The sequence below is a fragment of the Acinetobacter sp. NIOH-H-8 genome (assembly GCF_046635365.1).
Classification (GTDB): Bacteria; Pseudomonadota; Gammaproteobacteria; order Pseudomonadales; family Moraxellaceae; genus Acinetobacter.
The window spans coordinates 83,348-102,868 of the sequence record NZ_JBHDVN010000006.1; the positions used below are offsets into that span (position 1 = coordinate 83,348).

General features: G+C 43.1%; 11 protein-coding genes and 1 pseudogene. 6 read left to right on the forward strand and 6 right to left on the reverse strand.

Translation table 11 applies throughout. From position 1 onward, the window contains the following. Nucleotides 1-249: 249 nt before the first annotated feature. Nucleotides 250-900 (forward strand): response regulator, encoded by a 651-nt coding sequence (locus ACEWB7_RS04675; RefSeq protein WP_004781530.1) that lies wholly within the window; start codon nucleotides 250-252, stop codon nucleotides 898-900. A 67-nt stretch (nucleotides 901-967) separates the two neighbouring features. Here ACEWB7_RS04675 and ACEWB7_RS04680 read toward each other — a convergent pair whose 3' ends face one another. Further along, the gene (locus ACEWB7_RS04680; RefSeq protein ID WP_159123806.1) at nucleotides 968-1,735 is read right to left on the reverse strand and encodes a hypothetical protein; all 768 of its coding nucleotides are present in this window, start codon (nucleotides 1,733-1,735) and stop codon (nucleotides 968-970) included. Between the two features lie 417 nt (nucleotides 1,736-2,152). Next, nucleotides 2,153-5,644, reverse strand: a complete 3,492-nt coding sequence (locus ACEWB7_RS04685; RefSeq protein WP_159123807.1) for a PAS domain-containing hybrid sensor histidine kinase/response regulator — start codon at nucleotides 5,642-5,644, stop codon at nucleotides 2,153-2,155. 182 nt (nucleotides 5,645-5,826) lie between these two features. Between ACEWB7_RS04685 and ACEWB7_RS04690 the strand changes: the two genes are divergently transcribed. From ACEWB7_RS04690 to ACEWB7_RS04705, 4 genes are all read left to right on the forward strand, one after another. Next, a complete protein-coding gene (locus ACEWB7_RS04690) occupies nucleotides 5,827-6,159 on the forward strand; it encodes a DUF485 domain-containing protein (protein ID WP_004781535.1) in 333 nt (110 codons plus the stop codon). A 1-nt stretch (nucleotide 6,160) separates the two neighbouring features. Further along, the gene (locus tag ACEWB7_RS04695) at nucleotides 6,161-7,876 is read left to right on the forward strand and encodes a cation acetate symporter (RefSeq protein ID WP_180011055.1); all 1,716 of its coding nucleotides are present in this window, start codon (nucleotides 6,161-6,163) and stop codon (nucleotides 7,874-7,876) included. A 231-nt stretch (nucleotides 7,877-8,107) separates the two neighbouring features. Beyond that, complete coding sequence (locus ACEWB7_RS04700) at nucleotides 8,108-8,824, forward strand: ion channel (protein WP_159123809.1); 717 nt, start codon at nucleotides 8,108-8,110, stop codon at nucleotides 8,822-8,824. Between the two features lie 179 nt (nucleotides 8,825-9,003). Beyond that, complete coding sequence (locus ACEWB7_RS04705) at nucleotides 9,004-10,968, forward strand: BCCT family transporter (RefSeq protein WP_180137722.1); 1,965 nt, start codon at nucleotides 9,004-9,006, stop codon at nucleotides 10,966-10,968. Nucleotides 10,969-11,031: 63 nt separating this feature from the next. Here the strand turns inward: ACEWB7_RS04705 and omp33-36 are convergent, their stop codons facing one another. Then, nucleotides 11,032-11,928, reverse strand: a complete 897-nt coding sequence (omp33-36, locus tag ACEWB7_RS04710; RefSeq protein WP_411580470.1) for a porin Omp33-36 — start codon at nucleotides 11,926-11,928, stop codon at nucleotides 11,032-11,034. Nucleotides 11,929-13,069: 1,141 nt separating this feature from the next. Between omp33-36 and ACEWB7_RS04715 the strand changes: the two genes are divergently transcribed. Then, a complete protein-coding gene (locus ACEWB7_RS04715) occupies nucleotides 13,070-14,779 on the forward strand; it encodes a GGDEF domain-containing protein (RefSeq protein WP_312316518.1) in 1,710 nt (569 codons plus the stop codon). Nucleotides 14,780-14,859: 80 nt separating this feature from the next. Here ACEWB7_RS04715 and ACEWB7_RS04720 read toward each other — a convergent pair whose 3' ends face one another. From ACEWB7_RS04720 to ACEWB7_RS04730, 3 genes and pseudogenes are all read right to left on the reverse strand, one after another. Further along, complete coding sequence (locus ACEWB7_RS04720; protein WP_312316515.1) at nucleotides 14,860-16,119, reverse strand: hypothetical protein; 1,260 nt, start codon at nucleotides 16,117-16,119, stop codon at nucleotides 14,860-14,862. A gap of 136 nt (nucleotides 16,120-16,255) precedes the next feature. Beyond that, entirely contained in the window at nucleotides 16,256-19,087 is a 2,832-nt protein-coding gene (gene uvrA / locus ACEWB7_RS04725) for an excinuclease ABC subunit UvrA (RefSeq protein WP_312316512.1), read from the reverse strand. A gap of 323 nt (nucleotides 19,088-19,410) precedes the next feature. After that, nucleotides 19,411-19,521: pseudogene (locus tag ACEWB7_RS04730) on the reverse strand (IS1595 family transposase); the annotation flags it as partial.

Genomic DNA, 19,521 nt, shown 5'->3' on the forward strand with positions numbered 1-19,521 from the left:
TGAAACATAGAGAGCTGGATAAATAACTGATAACTATATTTATATTGAATAAAGATAAGCTATGCAGAATAGGAATAAATCATATATAAAAAAGTGATGAGAATTAAAGAATTATTGAAATAAGCCAAAATTTAAAAAAATTAAAGAAAAACTCCACATTATTTAAAAAATTGGCGATCTTGCATATCCATAAACTGGCTTGTGTGGTTAGAATAGGAGCTACTGTGCACAAGATCTCTCTCACGTCCTATGAATATTTTAATCGTTGATGATCATCCACTGTTTCGTCATGCTCTGATCCAAGCTGTTCGTTATAGTCTGCCACAAGCGCAGATTCATGAAACTGCAGCAGTCAATGAATTTTATGAACGTCTAGAAAATGGTCCTGAGCCTGATCTTGTCCTTCTGGATTTAAACCTGCCAGGTGCATCGGGCTTTTCTGCTCTGGTCCACGTTCGCGCACAATATCCTTCGATTCCAATTATTGTTGTTTCTGCTCACGAAGAAGCCAGCATTATCCAGCGTGCGATTGCACATGGTGCGATGGGCTATATTCCAAAATCTGCGCATCCAAGCCATATTGGTGAAGCGATTCGTGAAGTCCTCGAAGGGGAAATCTGGTTACCACCAAATCTGCCAGCCAACATGAATTTCGATCCGCGTGCTGCAGATGAAACTGCATTGGCAGAACGGATTCAGTCACTGACACCGCAACAGTTCCGTGTCTTGATGATGGTGGCCGAAGGCTTGCTGAACAAACAGATTGCTTATGAACTGGATGTCTCTGAAGCCACGATTAAAGCGCACGTAACAGCAATCTTCCGTAAGCTGGGTGTACAAAACCGTACCCAGGCGGTGCTTGCTATTAATGCCTTGAATATTGAAGAAAAGAAAATGTAAGTGATACAGCTTACAAAATAAAAAAGACCTCATCTGAGGTCTTTTTTATTGCGAATATATTGCCAGATTAAGCAATATAATCCTGTTTTTGGGTGACATCGGTACAGAACATTGGATTCAATGCGGACTGCAATTCATCAATCTGTTCTTGAGTGACATAGCCTTTGGAGATTAGGTATTCTGCTACGCGATCATCACGCAGACTCAGGAAAGTTGCATCATAAACCCCTAAGTCTACAAACAGGGCAGCAGTTTCCAGACTGTTAAAACGGTCCAGATAAACTTCATCCTCATACATCAGGAACACATGCTCGTCTGTGCTATTCGGATCGACCTGTAGGTGCTCTGCCAGTTCATGCGGACAGGTTTTGATAAAGAGCAAGTCAGAGAGTTCATCAAACTGGGTGGTATCCAGGCAATCTTCTTCATTTTTCACTTTGCCGAGCCACGCTTTAAAGACCAGAACAGCGCCACCACGCAGCAGCATACTCCAGATCTGATGACGGGTTTGTACAGGTAAATCTTCAGCTTCTGCTTCCAGAGATTCAATCAGCTTGTTTTCCTGTTCAGCCAAACGTTCAAATAAACCTAAACCTTGCGGTTTGTAGGCATAAGGTTCAAAGACATCAAAATGCAGTTCATCAAAAACTTGCAGGGCTAAAGGAACTGCATGCTGATACAGAGTTTCGAGCGCCTGAATCTGGGTATCGTCGAGTTTGCTGTATTTAAACATTTGTGCCCAGTCGATGCTGGGTAATAAGGCATTAGCACCATATTGGCGATGGAATTGCTGAGTCTGTGCGGGAAGCTGAGCAATTGATTCATCGAGTTTCATTTTTATAACTCCTATCTAGCAGTGCAAATAGACCAGCTGCCAAAAGGATTTAGGCATTGTCAGATGGAAACTGATCGTTTCTTATATTGTCTATTTTTAGAACTAAGCTTGTTGTATTAAAAATACGACCAAAGTTCTATCTGCCATAAAATAGGATTAAAAATTAATTTAAAACAATTGCTTAAATAATTGTAACTAGGTGTACACATGTATATTAATAGAATTGGTGGCTTTTGCCATAGAGAATGCTGAAATGATAATTTTGAGCAATTTATCAGCAGGAATTATGTGAAATTTGGTGCTTTTAGCACATTGACCTGATTTTTTTGCCAGTCAGGTAAAGATAGGTATTTATTCAGTATAAAAAATGCCCATTTTAAATCATTAAAATGGGCATTGAGATGAAAATAAAAAGTTCTAGCTACCTGAGATTTTCAGACCGGATAACCAGGAACGGAGTGAAGCAGGCTTCAACGGTTTTTTCAGCAGGACAATATTTAAATCCTTCAGGCGCTGTGGCAGTTCCGGATCAGAATCTGCGGTAATCAATGCCACCGGAATATCACTACTACGATGTTCCAGAATAAAGTCCAGACCGATCTTGTCCTGGTTTAAATGCTGATCGACCAGCCAGACCTGAATATTTTCCTGCTGAATCATCTCGGCGGCCTGTTCTGGTTCGGTGGCTTTAAAGACCTGATAACCCCATTTGGTCAATAAGGTCGACATGCCTTCCAGAATGGTTTCATCATTGTCCAGACATAGAATCTTAAAGGCCTTGGACTTCAACGGCACAGCCTGAACAGGGGCGGCAACGACTTTCGGTGCTGCGGTCAGTGGCACTTCAATCATGAAGCAGGAACCTTTGCCCAGCTCGGAAGAAACATGAACTGGATAATCCAATAGACCAGTCATACGTTGCACGATGGCGAGACCAAGCCCCAGACCCTGTTCACCCCAAGGCGAAGTATGGCCACAACGCTCGAATTCCTGGAACAGCTTGATGCGCTGTTCTTCAGCAATACCGGGACCGGTATCCCAAACCCCGATCCGGATATGATTTGGCCGGTTGCTAGAACGCAGTACACCGACCACGACCTTACCTTTGGCGGTATAACGTAGGGCATTGCTGACAAAGTTCTGGATAATCCGGCGAATCCATTGTGGATCGGTGTCAATCCAGAACTGGGCATCATGCACTCGCAGTTTGATGCCACGTTGTGCCGCAATGGATTTGAATTGCAGTTCCAGATCACTTAATAAATCATGCAGTGGATAAGCCTGGCGTTTCGGCTGAATCGTACCGCCCTCCAGTCGGGCAATATCCAGCAGAGCTGAGAGCATGCTTTCTGCCCCATGCAGGGCACGATCCAGTTGCTGCAGGGTCTTGCGATCTTCTTCGCTTTGTACACTTTGCTCCAGCGCCGTACTGAACAGACGTGCAGCATGCATTGGCTGTAACAGGTCATGACTGGCGGCAGCAATAAAGCGGCTCTTGGACATATTGGCTTTGTCGGCTTGTTCACGCGCCAGTTGCTGTTCAGACAGGGCATCAGCGAGCTGCTGGGTACGATCCTGAACCCGGGCTTCCAGTAATGCTTCATTTTCACGGAAGGCAGTAATATCGGCAAAGGTCGTCACGAAACCACCGCCTTCAATTGGGTTACCCCGCATCTGAATCACGCGGCCATCTTTACGGATCCGTTCAAATTCATGCGCACTGCCGACCTGCATCCAGTGAATCCGTTTACGCACATGTTCTTCGACCGAGCCCGGACCACATTCACCGCGTTCAGCGTTATAACGGATTAGGTCAGCGATTGGACAGCCGACATAAACAATATCTTTTGGATAGTCGAACAGTTTCAGGTATTGGTTGTTCCAGGCGACCAGACACATATTTTCATCAACCACACTCACCCCTTGGGTCATATGGTCGATCATGGTCATGATCAGGTTCTGGTTAAAACGCTGCCATTGTGAGGCCTGATCCAGAATATTCGCCACCTGACCGAGGGCCAGGCCATTATTCACCATCGCGGTAGTCAGCAGGGTACGTGCCGAGGCTGCACCAATGGTACCGGCCAGATACTGCTCGGTAAAACGCCACCACATGCCATTGGCACTGCTATTTTCATTCAGTTCCACACTATTTTGAGCACAGAACTGCTGGAAGGCCTGCATGGTTGGACCTTCACCGGTAATGCGCTTGGCCAGCGTAATCAGGTCACCAACTTTTAAACGGGCCACATCCTGATGCGAGTAGCTGACATCAGTAGATGGACTTTGAGAAGGAAGCGGCTTGGTTTCATAGTAGAAGAAACTTTCCGCCTGAATCTGTTCAGCCACACTTGGACGGAACATCCGGGAAACCCAGATATATAGGAATGTGTTCAGACCTAGTGCCCAGACCACACCATGCGTTAAAGGATCAAAAGATTCGAAACCGATCAGGGCTTCAGGACGTAACCAGTTCCAGCCCAAAGGACCCTGTTCCAGAAAACTCTGGCTGAACTGCTGATAGGCTTCTGGCAGGCTGCGCAAAATCGTTGGTAATAGCAGGGTATACGACCATAAAGCGAAACCGGTCAGCAGGCCAGCATATACACCTTGCTTACTCCCGCCACGCCAATACAGACCACCAATCAGGGCAGGGGCGAATTGTGCCACGGCACTAAAGGCCAGCAGACCAAAGACTGAGAGCTGGTCAATATCATTAAAAAAGTTGAAGAACAGAAAGCCCATCAACATCACGGCTAGGATACAGATCCGGCGGGTAAATTTCAGTACCAGTGGTAAACGCTTGTCATGCCGTGAGATCAGGTTTAAGCGCCAGAGCGCTGGCATGATCAGGTCATTACTCAGCATGATCGACAGGGCGACTGAAGACACCAGTAACATACCAGTCGAAGCCGAGAAACCGCCTAAGAAGGCCAATAAGGTCAGCCAGTCCTGATTATAGCTAAGCGGTAAAGACAGTACCGCGACATCTGGAATCGCTAAATATTGGGGAGCCGCATGCAGTGCCCAGCTGGCAATCGGGATAATTGCCAGTGTGGTCAGAATCAGATAAATGGCAAACCAGCGACGTGCACCACGGATATGTTTTTCATCCCGTAATTCAACCACTGCTACGTGGAATTGACGTGGCAAGCAGATAATCGCCAGTGCAGCCAACAGGGTCTGTACCCAGAAACTTTCCGGTACGCCAAACAGCTGTACATCATGGAAGGTTGACTGAATATCGCTACTGATCTGAGGCAGATTTTCTGGTGCTTCAAAAATAAAGAAACAGGCTACGGCCAGCAAGGCAAATAACTTAACAAAAGACTCAAAGGCGACAGCCAGCATCAGACCGCCATGCTGTTCGGTGTTGGCAATCTGCCGGGTACCGAAAATCATCGCCAGAATCGCCAGGACGCCAGTCAGGAACAGTACGCTATTGGTGGTACTGGCAATCCCGGCTGAAGGTTCCAGAATGACCGCCGCACTCAAGGCAATTGCACGTAACTGCAAAGCCAGATAGGGAATGATGGCAATCACCGCCAGAATGGTGACCAGCGAAGCCAGAGGCCCACTCTTACCATAACGTGCAGCGACGAAGTCGGCGATAGAGGAAATCGCATGATGCTGGCGTACCCGTCCCAGACGGCGCCAGATATCGTAACCAATCGCGACAAAGAGCAGGGGACCAAGATAGATCGGCAGGAAAATAATTCCTTCACGAACCGCAGCACCGGTCGCGCCATAAAATGTCCAGGAAGAACAGTAGACGCCTAAAGTTAAACTAAACAATAGCATGCGGCCACGGGTACTCAGCCGGCTGGCATGTTTTTCCCCATAGAAAGCGCAAGTAAAGAGTAAAGTGATATAGAGGGCGAGCACCCCTATGATGAGCCAACTGTTCATATAGCCTGATGTGTACTGTGCATGACGCTATGATACCGCATCATGCACTCAGCAGTTTAAATTGATCATTTTTTAACGACCAAAGTCTAAATTACAAGTCATTCTAAATGTTGTTATTTTGCAACAGTGATAATTCGAATTAAAAAATAGTAAGCCCATGGTGGGGCTACAGGAGTGTAACTATGGATGAGGCCCAAGTAGAAAGAATTCTACAGAATCCCAAATTCAAAGAAATGGTACGTAGAAAAAGTACGCTGAGCTGGACCTTAACCGGCATCATGCTATTTGTCTATGTCGGTTTCATGTTGCTTGTTGGCTACAACAAAGAATTTCTATTGTCTTCAATTTCTGGCGGTGTAACGACCTGGGGTGTACCTCTAGGTATCGGTATCATTATTTTGTCTTTTATATTGTGCTGGGTGTATTCCTACATTGCCAATAACAAACTTGATCAGCTGAACAGAGAAGCAATTCAGGAAGTGGAAGCGATTACAAAAGAAAAGGGGCAACACTAAGATGAAAGGGATTTCATATCAAGCGCTTGCTGCTGCAGCGCTGACCTTGCTCAGCTCGGCAATGGCATTTGCTGGACCAGATCTGGGTGCTGCGGAGCAGCAAGCGACCAACTGGCACGCGATTATCATGTTTGTGATTTTCGTTGGAGCAACCTTATTTATTACCAAATGGGCTGCCAAACAAACCACAAATACTAATGATTTCTATACTGCCGGCGGCGGGATTTCTGGCTTCCAGAACGGTCTGGCCATTGCTGGTGACTTCATGTCTGCAGCATCTTTCCTCGGTATTTCCGCGATGGTATTCCTGTCCGGTTTTGACGGATTGCTGTACTCACTAGGCTTTATGGTGGGTTGGCCAATCGTTTTATTCCTGGTGGCAGAACGTTTGCGTAACCTGGGTAAATTTAACCTGTCTGATGTAGTGTCGTTCCGTCTGGAAGAAAAACCGGTGCGTACTCTAGCTGCATTAAGTTCACTGGTTGTGGTTGCGTTTTACCTGATCGCACAGATGGTAGGTGCAGGTCAGTTGATCAAGTTACTCTTCGGTCTGAACTACAATATTGCTGTGGTGATTGTTGGCCTGTTGATGATGGCTTACGTAATCTTCGGTGGCATGCTAGCGACCACTTGGGTACAGATCATTAAAGCAGTAATGCTGTTGTCTGGTGCGACATTTATGGCTTTCATGGTAATGAAGGGCGTAGGTTTCAGCTTTACCAATATGTTTGAACAATCGATTCAGGTTTACTCTAAAGTACATGACTTGAGCCTTGCAGATGCAACCAAGATTATGGGTCCGGGTAATCTCGCTTCGAATCCGGTCGATGCGATTTCTCTTGGTCTGGCGCTGATGTTTGGTACAGCAGGTCTGCCACATATCCTGATGCGTTTCTTTACAGTAAAAGATGCCAAAGAAGCACGTAAATCAGTGGTGGTTGCAACAGGCTTTATCGGTTACTTCTACCTGTTAACCTTCATTATCGGTTTCGGTGCGATTCTATACGTAGCGAACAACCCGCAGTTCCTGGACATTGCAAAAATGGCAATCACAGGCAAGCTAGAGCTGGTGGGCGGTAACAACATGGCCGCGGTTCACCTGGCAGATGCTGTGGGTGGTGACCTGTTCATGGGCTTCATTTCTGCAGTGGCATTCGCAACCATTCTTGCGGTAGTTGCAGGTTTGACCTTGTCAGGTGCTTCAGCAATTTCACATGACTTGTATGCAAACGTATTCAAGAAAGGCCGTACTACACCTGAATCTGAACTGCGCATGTCTAAAATTGCAACTCTTGGTCTTGCTATCTTTGCGATGATCTTGGGAATTCTGTTCGAGAAGCAAAACGTTGCCTTCATGGTAGGTCTGGCATTCTCGGTAGCAGCATGTGCCAACTTCCCGGTACTAGTACTGTCTATGTTCTGGAAAGGCCTGACCACACGTGGTGCTGTAATTGGTGGCGTGGTTGGTCTGGTGACTGCAGTAGTACTGATTGTACTGTCTAAAGCCGTTTGGGTAGATACTTTCGCGATTTCAGATACACCAGTCGTTCCATTTAATGGTCCTGCATTATTTGCAATGCCATTGTCTTTCTTCTGCTGCTGGTTCTTCTCCATCACAGACCGCTCAGTGAAAGCACAGGCAGAACGCAAAGCTTTCGATGCACAGTTTGTTCGCTCACAAACAGGTATTGGAATCTCAGGTGCATCTGATCACTAAGATCTGATGTCCTAAAAAAGCCTCCTGATGGGGGCTTTTTTTATAGCGATAAAATACCTGAGCTACCCAATGAAATACTTTGGGATAGGTTATCTAAAATTAAATACAGCTATTTTTAACTGAGATTTCAATGATTTTTATACAATCCTGTTTCTAACCATCAGCTAGATCATGCTATGTTAAGCCAGCGATAACAATAATGATGCTCGACAGGACATCAAGACAAATCTCATGAAGCACTCTCTGCTACGATTCTGGACCCATTTTAAGTATCTGCCTTCTGCCTGGCTGCTATGCCTGCAGTTACTGATTCTGATTCTGTCGATGCTGAGTTATGACAGCGTTTCTTATCGCGCGGGTACATGGATGCTGGGGGTGGTGGTCTTGCTGGTAATTGCCAAGGTAATTCGTCAGACTCCGATGTTTACCATTCTGGGACTCATCTTTGTCGCAGGGGCCATCTTCTTTTCGTCATTAATTGTGTTGGGGCTGCGCTATACCTGGATCATGATCGTCGCGCATCTGTTTGAAGCCAGTGCCTACTTCAGTGCAGCGTATGGCCTGTTACGTTATATGTTTCATGACCGTTATCTGACCAAAGACGAACTATTTGCAGCGGGAGCAGTTTTCACATTGCTGGCTTGGGGCTTTGCTTTTCTCTATAGCATCTGCCAGTTATGGGTACCTTACAGCTTTTCGGACCCAGATCTAAAAGCTTATCAGCCGTGGCTGGATCTGCTCTTTCTGAGCTTTAGTGTGCAGTCTGCTACAGGATTATCTGATGTGATGCCGGTCAGTCCGGTCGCACGGATGCTGGCCATTATCCAGATGTTTGTCGGGGTAATGTATCTGGCCTTAATAGTCTCGCGTCTGATTGCCTTACAGTATATTTCTCATCTTCCTAAACAGACTCATATACAACATAAGCATAGAAAGCCTGAGGAATAGAACGTACAGAGCTGCATAGCTTGGTTACAGTAACTTAACGGCTTTATTTTTCTGAATATTTTAAAATCTTAAGGTCCAAAACGTATCTTTGATCGTAATTCTCTCGATCAGAATGTTTTTACTTATCAATAATGATTCAAGCCTCCCGGCATTCAATCTATTAAAAAAATGGGGGATCTATGCCTTCCAAACCTTCATCCTGGTTTGCCAATATCAATCCGAATGTCTTTATTAGTACAGTGGTGATTATCGCCATTTTTTTGGGACTGGTAATACTGGCACCTGATTCATTTGACCTGTTGACCAAACAAATGAATGCGTGGATTACCACTTCATTTAGCTGGTTTTATGTCCTCTCCGTGGCGATCTTCCTGATTGTCCTGATTTATATTGCCCTGTCCGATATGGGGAAAATTAAACTCGGGCCTGACCATAGTCAGCCAAAATATAGCCAGGCATCCTGGTTTGCCATGCTGTTTACCGCAGGCATGGGGATCGGCCTGATGTTTTTCGGGGTTGCCGAACCGGTTATGCATTATGTTACGCCACCTGCTGGTGACCCGGAAACTGTACTGGCCGCACAGCAGGCTATTCGCGTGACCTTCTTCCACTGGGGCCTGCATGCCTGGGCGATTTACACCATTGTGGGTCTGTCATTGGCCTATTTTGCGTATCGACATAACCTGCCTTTAAAAGTTCGCTCTGCCTTATATCCATTGATCGGTAACCGGATTCATGGCCCGATCGGAGACGGGGTAGATACTTTTGCCACCTTAGGGACAGTATTTGGGGTTGCGACAACTTTAGGTTTTGGGGTGACTCAGATTAATTCGGGTCTGAATTACCTATTTGGAGTTGAGCAGACCCCCAGTACTCAGGTCATTTTGATTATTGCCGTCACTGTAATGGCATCAATGTCCGTATTTTTTGGTTTGGATAAGGGCATCAAACGCCTAGCTGAACTGAATCTGCTGCTTGCCTTACTGCTACTCATCTTTGTTTTTGTTACCGGTCCAAGCATCTATCTTCTGCAGACCACCATTCAAAACTCTGGCCAGTATGTTGCAAACCTGTTCAGTATGACCTTTAATCTGTATGCCTATCAGCCTAGTGGCTGGATTGGTGGCTGGACCATTATGTATTGGGCCTGGTGGATTTCCTGGTCGCCATTTGTCGGGATGTTTATTGCCCGAGTATCCGAAGGCCGCAGTATCCGTGAGTTCATTGTTGGGGTTCTACTGATTCCTACCGGATTTACCTTAATCTGGATGGGCTTTATGGGCAATGCTGCATTATTCAGTATCATGCATGAGGCCAATACCAATCTGCTTGAAGCAGTACAACGTGACTCCTCGGTAGCATTGTTCGAATTTTTAGGTAATCTGCCATTTAATTCGGTGACCAGTATCATTGCTACGGTATTGGTTATTCTATTCTTTGTCACTTCAGCAGATTCAGGATCATTAGTCACGGATTATCTCACTGCTAAAACCGAGAATTCACCGACTTGGCAGCGTCTGTTCTGGACCGTATTAATGGCTTTATTGGCCATCATTCTGTTACTGGCAGGTGGGCTGGAAGCCTTGCAGTCGGCTACGATTATGAGTGCCTTGCCGTTTACATTTATTATGCTGCTGATTTGCTGGGGACTGATTAAGGCCCTGCATCTGGATGTAACGAAAATGCATGCGCTACAAGCTGCACGTATTACCCCACGGGCCATTCAGAACCCGCGTAGCTGGCAACAGCGACTCGGTTTAATTATGCATTATCCGCATACGCATGATGAAGTACGTGATTATATTGATAAGATGGTCAGCAAAGCTTTTAACAGTTTTCAGGCTGAACTGAAACGTCGTCACATCCAGGTGAAAATCTTTAAACTGGAAGATGGGATCGAGTTACGTGTCGATCATCAGAATGAAATGAACTTTATTTATCAGGTCATTGCTACCCAGACTCTGGCACCGAGCTTTATGCCGGATGCAGATTCTCCGCAGTCTTATCAGGCAGAAGTCTTTTTAAGGGAAGGGGGGCAAAATTATGATGTGATGGAATGGACTCAGGAAGATTTAATCCAGGACATCATTGACCAATATGAACGCCATTTACATTTTTTAAGTCTGGTCCGCTCTCCGGAATAAATATTTGATCCAATAAAAAAGGACGCTGATGCGTCCTTTTTTATTCAGTAACTAATTCAGAAATTAGAAACGGAATTTAGCATTTAAGCCTACAGTTTGTGTATCACGAACTACAACAGCATTTTGAGCGAGGTTTGCTTCGTAGTTTGAGTTCACATAGCTAGCACCTACAGCAACTGCTGGAGTGATGAAGTAGTTTACGTTTGCGCCCCAAGCTTTGTCTGGAGAGTTAGCGTAGCTAGATTCCATATAAGATGCACCAACGCTTAATTTAGGGTTGATGTACAAAGTAGTACCTAGGTTGTAAGCAGTATCTTCACCATAAACCAAGCCGCTTTCGAAGCCAAGTGACATGTTAGTACCGTCAATTGCGCCTACATATTTAGTACGTGCAGTGATAGCATCTTGATCTTCAGCGATTGTTTGAGACTCAATAGCAGCTTTAGCAACGCCGTTGTTAAACATGTTGAAAGCGTCATAAGAAGTTTGGTCTGCAACGCTTGTGTAACCTACAGCTACCAGGAAGTTAGGAATAGGGAGTACACCTACTTCTAATGCATAACGGTCGCCATTGTCATCTGGGTTACCAGCTTTGTTATCAGTGATGGTATGGCTATAAGAAGCGCTTGCATAAGCAGGAATAACTTTAGTTGGGATGTAAGCTTCACCTTTTGCACCAAAAGAGTGGTGTACAGTACGATTACCAAATTCTTGTCCGTTTTCGCCGTATGTATAAGCAGCAGAAACATTAGATGCCTGGTTGATGAAAGCAGCTTCAGCTAAAGGGCCTTTAGAAGCGTCTACATCTTTGAAGTAGTAAGTACCTTGAACAGCGCCAGTGAAGTCTTTGTCATTCGCAGTGTTGTCGATGTACTCTGACTGACCTTGAACTTCAAATTGATATGCTTGAGCACCGGTCATGGCTAATAATAAAGCAGTGGCTAAACCGAGTTTTTTCATGATATTTACCATTTTGTTACAAAAGATGTACAACAGAAACGTATTGTATTGTAACAATTTATTAAGTCAATCTGATTTGAAATCGCTATTTTTTTGTGCAAAATCATTGTATTGATTTTGTTTAATAGTCTTTTAATTAGAAAATTTAGTTATTTTAGAAAAAAGCTTAAATAACAATGTTGTATACAAAATAAATTGTTAGATCTAATCAGGAAAATGAATTAATAAAGGATTTTTTGATTGTTTAATTAAGTTGAATAGTGGATTTTAATTCAAAAAACCAATTTATTTATCATGAAAATAATTATGTTTATTACACTGAATTTAAGAAAGGCGTAAAAACTATAATATAAAACAAATTTATGAAAGAATTGATCGGTTTAGCGACAAAATCAGGGTTATAATGTGATGTATTTCACTGTTTTGTCTATAAATTGTGATATGTCATAAATCCTAGTAAATTAATGTGCTTTACATTGTTACCAAATTGACTGATAATAAAAAAATCAGGTTAGAGTTCATGTTGTTACATGATAATTTGACTGATTCTCCGCATATTTTTGTTTTTATCGGCCCAGCTTTCCCCAAGGTTGGGTTTTTTTTTGCCTGAATTTTTTAGAAGCATCAGTCTACGGATTAGTTCATAAAAGAAGATTAGAAAAACTAGTATAGAAAGCCGTCAAAAATGATTCTTAAGTGCACCTTAATGGTGCATTATTTCAATTTAAAAATTGCTTCGTTCTATAAAGTTGCAAAAAAAAACCTCAATTTCTATATAAAATTGAGGTTTTTTCGCCAAAATTTGCGGGTAAATCAAAAAATCTGCTGAGGAATAATTTAACTCGCCCTAATGCAGTGCATTATGCACCTAATTGTTGCACGTGTAAATAGTTCAGAAAGCGAGTTTTTTAATTTTCTTATATTTTAAATTATGAAATTTTCATTCCTATTTATATTTTAGTGATAACAGATGAAAAATCCTGAAAATATAAAGAGCTAAAACCTTTAAGAACATAAGAAAAACCTTCTGAAGATCAAAGCAATTGGGAAGAAATATTGATGATGAGTAGGCGTTTATTTGTATAATCTATCTACTATTAAATGGGGAGTCCTTGATTCATGTGAAGGACTAAAAATCAAGATGAATACTTTGCGCTCTGAGAAAATCAGCAAACATCTGTACTGGTCGATGTCGATCATTATTTTATGTTTATTGTGTATTTGTATTCCCTTGATTATTGATAGTACTCAACATTATTTAAAATCAAAACAAACCTATCAGCAGCTTGATGCCTTACAACAGGTCACCGATCTCGCCAATAAAATCTCCCGGGAACGGGCACCTGCCAACAAAGTAATGTCCAGCTCGGTTGAGGAATTTGCCAAACATCAGCAGGAGTTAAGCGATTACCGTCAGGAAGTCGATCAACAGATGCAAATTACGGCTCAGGCACTCGATCAGGTTGGTTTTAATCACCTAAGCCAGCAACTTTTATCTGAATTGAAACCGAGCTTGCAGAATGGACGTCAACAGGTCGATCTCTATACTCAAATACCTCGCCTGGAACGTACTGCACAGGAAATGGATCAGGCTATTCTCGCCATGTTTACTGCCTGGGATAGCAGCCGTAAAATTCTGAAAGGAGTAGTGATTGCCTCTGCTACGCCATCTGCCCGTTTGGATAATTACATGAGTGAAATCCTGTTTTTATCTGATCTCAGGGATCAATCGGGTCGGGTAGCGTCAAATGTTATGGCTCATGTGACATTTGGAACCCACATTCCAGAGCAAAACATTACCCGTTCCTTACAAGTCCAGCATCAGGTACGTTATCTCTGGGATATCATTGATACGCTACAGCCTGTTCAGGACAAAACTGATGAGTTTATTCGTTTACATCAACGGGTCGGCACTGAATTTATTCAGCAAGGTTTACCGATTGTGGAGCGACTGATTGAAGATAGCCGCCAGCAGCGTCCTTATTATTTAACTGGAACCCAGCTGACTGAAGCTATTGTAGATAAATTTACAACAGTGATTGATTTGCAGAACTATTTACTGAAATACACCAAAGATGTGGCTATTAAGGAAATGCGCCACAGTCTGAATCATTTGATCTGGACGGTGGCCTTATCTGGAATTTCCCTGATTACGGCAATTTTGACCATGATTTTTGCGCGTAAACGCATCTTTATTCCTTTAATTCGGGCACGTAAAATTTTATTTGATTTGTCCACTGGGTCTGAACGGAAGCAAGCCCAATCAAAACTAAAAACAGACCGGCCTACTGAATCCTTATTTACCGCAATTCAAAAACTGCAGCACATGCTGCAAGAGCGTGAAGCATTAGAATTTCGACTGAAAAATATTGCCCATTCCGATTCCCTGACTGGACTGGCTAACCGTTTTGCGCTCGATGAATATATCCGTTTTATGGAAGTGCATCCGACCCAATTTAAGCGAACCTGCCTGATGATTATCGACATTGATCACTTCAAACAGGTCAATGATCAATATGGGCATATTATTGGTGATCAGGTCATTCAACTGGTTGCAGAGCGCTTAAAAGCCAATATTCGAGCTTCGGATCTACTGGTTCGCTATGGCGGAGACGAATTTCTGGTCCTGATTGAAAATATCGAGATGCAGCATGCTTTCATGCTAGCGAATAAAATCCGGACTGAAGTCGCTGAGCATTCTATTCTGACCTCAGCTGATGAAGATATTCATGTATCGGTGAGTATTGGGGTGGCGATTGGCGCAGAGTCATGGATTGCTTTGTTGGAGCAAGCCGATGAGGCACTATTTAAGGCTAAAGCGAAAGGACGCAATGTTGTGGCTGAGGTTTAGTTTTTTAATTTACCATAATGATTTTTAAAAAATTATTTCTATCTCCTTTGTTGAGTACAGGTGTTCTGTTGGTGATATTTTTAGAATAAAATATCCCTTAAAGATAGCTGTAGAATATACCAATTACCATTTGGTTCACCTCTTAGTTCAGGTGAGCCTTTTTCTGTATCTGCATAATTCATGCTTATACTGATATCCTCTTTATAGTTTTTATCATCTTTAATGTATTCAAGATTTACTAAAATTCTTGTAATGGCTGGAGTTTGATCTTCAGAACTTTTCAGTTGGTAATTTAATAATTGAATATTTTGATAATCCTTTTTGACTTCACCTGTGGCTTTACCTGTAGGTTTCCCAATATTATTTAACAATAGGGGTGTCATTTTCCCCCATTGTTTTGCTTTCCAAGCTGATAGAAAGATAACTAAAGTGTATTCAGGAGAGTTTTGATCTAGTGATTCTAAAATTTGGGATTTCCCTAAGTTTTCAAAAAGAATAAGACGTTTTTCCCACTTATTTATACGTTTAAAGTATTCCTGAGTTTCTTGATATCTCTTTAGAGTTTCTTTTAGATTTTCTTGTTTTGAAGGTTGTTTTTGTAGGGATTTTTCATCAGCCCAATCAATTAAACAGTCTAAAAGCCACCAACATTTTGATGCGACTTCTTTATTTGCAAAATTTAGATCTCTGCCATGTAGAATGCCATTACGAAAAGGTATAAGTATTTCCTCTGTTGTAGTTTTTGTTCTAGATGTATTCATGATTAACTTTAGAAAAGGTAATCCTGTTTCATGAGAAGTTATACTGTCATAGAGTTCCAAATCTGATTGCTCAGCAAAAAAACTAACATGTTTTGAAATATCATTTGCCAAACCATCAATAAGAGCAAGTAAAAGAGGTATACATGAATGATAACGTTCCTCTAAATAGTCCACTTTTAGTAATTTGAGTAAATCAAGTCGATCGATAAAATGCTTACGTGTGTTACATTTTTTAAGAATCCAATCGATCATTCTTTCATCAACATAATTTATAAGTAATTCTTTAGCTTCTTGTATTTTATTATTTGAGCCTAATAAAACAGCTTGTTCCAAAATACTTTGATTTAAAGCGCTATAACAAACCCATCCATGTTTGGCAAAAAACTCATTAAATTGATCAGGTAAAGCAAGGACTTTACTTTCTTCGACAATACTCATGATTTCATTACGAGTTGTTTTTAATTTAGGATTAATTTTATATATGAAAGGAATATTATCTAAAATTTGGCAGCTAGTTTGCAATATTTTACTAAACTCTAAGTAAGGTTTAATTGATTCATTCTCTTGAATTTTTCCCATAACTAACAAAAACAAAAAACGGTGAATGAATCACCGTTTTAGCATATAAAATCAGTATTTTAAATCCTCCCTAACCTTCCTTTTTCAAAGGAGGGAATTTCCCTTCTTTATCAAAGAGGGACAAGGGGAGGATAAATTACTTCAATAATGGCTTTAAGAATTTCCCTGTATGTGAAGCCTTAACTTTCACAACATCTTCAGGAGTACCTTCCGCGATAATCATACCGCCACCCGCACCACCTTCAGGGCCAAGATCTACCACCCAGTCTGCAGTCTTGATCACATCCAGGTTATGTTCAATCACCACAATGGTATTCCCTTTATTACGTAGCTCATGCAGGATGTCCAGCAGCTTGGCAGTATCATGGAAATGCAGACCAGTGGTTGGCTCATCCAGTACATACAGGGTTTTGCCGGTATCCCGTTTGGCCAGCTCACGTGCCAGTTTTACCCGTTGTGCTTCACCACCAGAAAGGGTCGTCGCTGACTGACCCAAACGGATATAACCCAGACCGACCTGATGCAAGGTTTCCAGACGACGATGAATCACTGGAATCGCATCAAAGAAATGCATGGCATCTTCAACGGTCATCTGCAATACATCAGAAATATTCTTGCCTTTGTAGTTCACTTCCAGCGTTTCACGGTTATAACGCTTGCCATGACAGGCGTCACACGGCACATACATATCCGGCAGGAAGTGCATCGCCACCTTGATCATGCCATCACCTTCACAGGCTTCACAACGTCCGCCTTTCACGTTAAACGAGAAACGGCCAGCAGTATAACCACGCGCTTTGGCTTCCGGAGTCTGTGAAAACAGTTCACGAATTGGGGTAAACAAACCGGTATAAGTTGCTGGGTTCGAACGTGGGGTACGGCCAATCGGGCTCTGGTCAATATCAACCACTTTATCCAGAAATTGCAGACCATCAATTGAGTCAAACTTCTCAGCAGTTAGCGTGGTTGCACCATTCAGCTGAGTCGCTGCTAGTGGCAACAGAGTCCGGTTAATCAACGTAGATTTACCAGAACCTGAAACACCGGTGACACAAGTCATGATTCCCAATGGAATGGTCAGATCGACTTTCTTCAGGTTATGCCCGGCAGCACCCATCAATTTGATCTGTTCTTCCGGTTTTGGTGGCTGAACCCGTTTTTTCGGCACTTCAATTTTCAGTTTGCCAGACAGATATTTACCGGTCAGGGAATCTTTATTTTTAGCGAGTTCTTGATAGGTTCCTTCTGCAATCACATGACCGCCATGCACACCGGCACCCGGACCAATATCAATAATATGGTCTGCAGCACGAATTGCATCTTCGTCATGTTCGACCACCAGCACGGTATTGCCCAGATCACGCAGACGAATCAGGGTTTGTAACAGGCGATCATTATCACGCTGATGCAGACCAATCGAAGGTTCATCCAGCACATACATCACACCCATGAGGCCAGCACCAATTTGTGAAGCCAGACGGATACGCTGTGCTTCACCACCAGACAAGGTTTCGGCAGAACGGGACAGGCTCAAATAGTTCAGACCGACAGATACCAGGAAGTGCAGACGCTCACGGATTTCCTTAAAAATCTTGTCCGCAATTTCACCACGCGCACCTTCCAGATTAATACCTTGATAATAGCTCTCGGCATCGCCAATTGACATGCGAGTAACGTCGGCAATGGTCTTGTCCAGAATTTTCACATTACGTGAGATTTCATTCAGACGTGAACCATCACAAGCATCACAAGCGGCATTGGATAGATACTGCGCCAGATCATCACGCACATAATTGCTTTCGGTTTCGCGGTAACGGCGTTCCAGATGCGGCAAAATACCTTCAAATGGCATCACCCGGTTATGACGACGACCACGTTCATCAATATAGCTCAGGTCAATTTTTTCTTTGCCGGTACCGTACAGGAATTTTTTCTTGGTATTGGCATCCAGTTCATTCCAAGGCATTTCCAGAGAAAAACCAAAATGCTCAGCTACTTTTTGCAGCATGCCATAATAATATGGACGCTGACGGTCCCAGCCACGAATCGCACCCTGGCTAATGCTGACCTCCTGATTGGGAATCAGTTTGTCTGCACTAAAATGGCTACGGGTACCCAAACCATCACAGACCGGGCAGGCACCGAAGGGATTGTTAAATGAAAACAGGCGTGGCTCCAGTTCAGCCACAGCGCGGTCACATTCCGGACAGGAGTGTTTGGCAGAAAATACGCGATCATCATTTTCACCTTTCATCCAGGACAAAATCGCAATATCTCCACCGAGACGCAGCGCAGTTTCAAAACTTTCTGCAATCCGGTTACCGAGATCATCACGCACCTTAAAGCGGTCAACCACGACTTCAATAGTATGTTTTTTCTTTTTGTCCAACTCAGGTGGCGGATCAATTTCCATGATCTCGCCATCGACACGTGCACGCACAAAGCCTTGGCTTTGCAGTTGCTCAAATAACGCTGTGTACTCACCCTTACGTTCACGCACGACAGGCGCTAACAATAACAGCGCAGTGCCTTCTTCCAGTTCTTTAACCGCATCGACCATTTCAGTTACGGTCTGTGCCACCATGGGCAGATCGTGTTCCGGACAGTAAGGTGTACCTACGCGTGCATAGAGCAAACGTAAATAGTCATAGATTTCGGTAATGGTACCTACAGTCGAACGCGGGTTATGGCTAGTCGATTTCTGTTCGATAGCAATGGCTGGGCTTAAACCCTCAATCGAATCAACTTCCGGCTTTTCCATTTGCGAAAGGAATTGACGCGCGTAGGCAGACAGAGATTCTACATAACGGCGTTGACCTTCCGCATATAACGTATCGAATGCCAGTGAGGACTTACCTGAACCAGACAGTCCCGTAATCACCACAAACTTGTCGCGTGGAATATCAAGGTTCACATTTTTCAGGTTATGGGTACGTGCACCTCGAATACGGATGTGACTTTGGCTCATGCAATGATCCTAGAAAATTCATCAAAAACCTTTATATGATACCGAATGAAAAATGTTCAAGTGCAAATAAAAGTATTTTAAACGTCAAGTTGTGTCGGATATTGGTCAAAAGATCAGTACTAAAGCAACTGGGGGAAAATGTAGATTAGATTTGCTCTTTTCCAAACATCTAATGGATGAAATTTCATGATGCATAACTCCATCGAAATTAGCTTCACTTTCCATCATTTAGGGTTTGGCTTAAAAATAAAAAAGCCCTGTATTAAACAGGACTCAGTCAATAGAAACTAAAAGGCTCTAGACTAGCAGATTTACACTTAATTTTACCTAATGAGGTTCCACAGCTCAGTTGCTAACTCATTAGGTTCCCTCATCCAACGCCATTCAGTTTCTTTAAGATGATAATCAAAGTACTCTTTTGATATGCCGTTAAA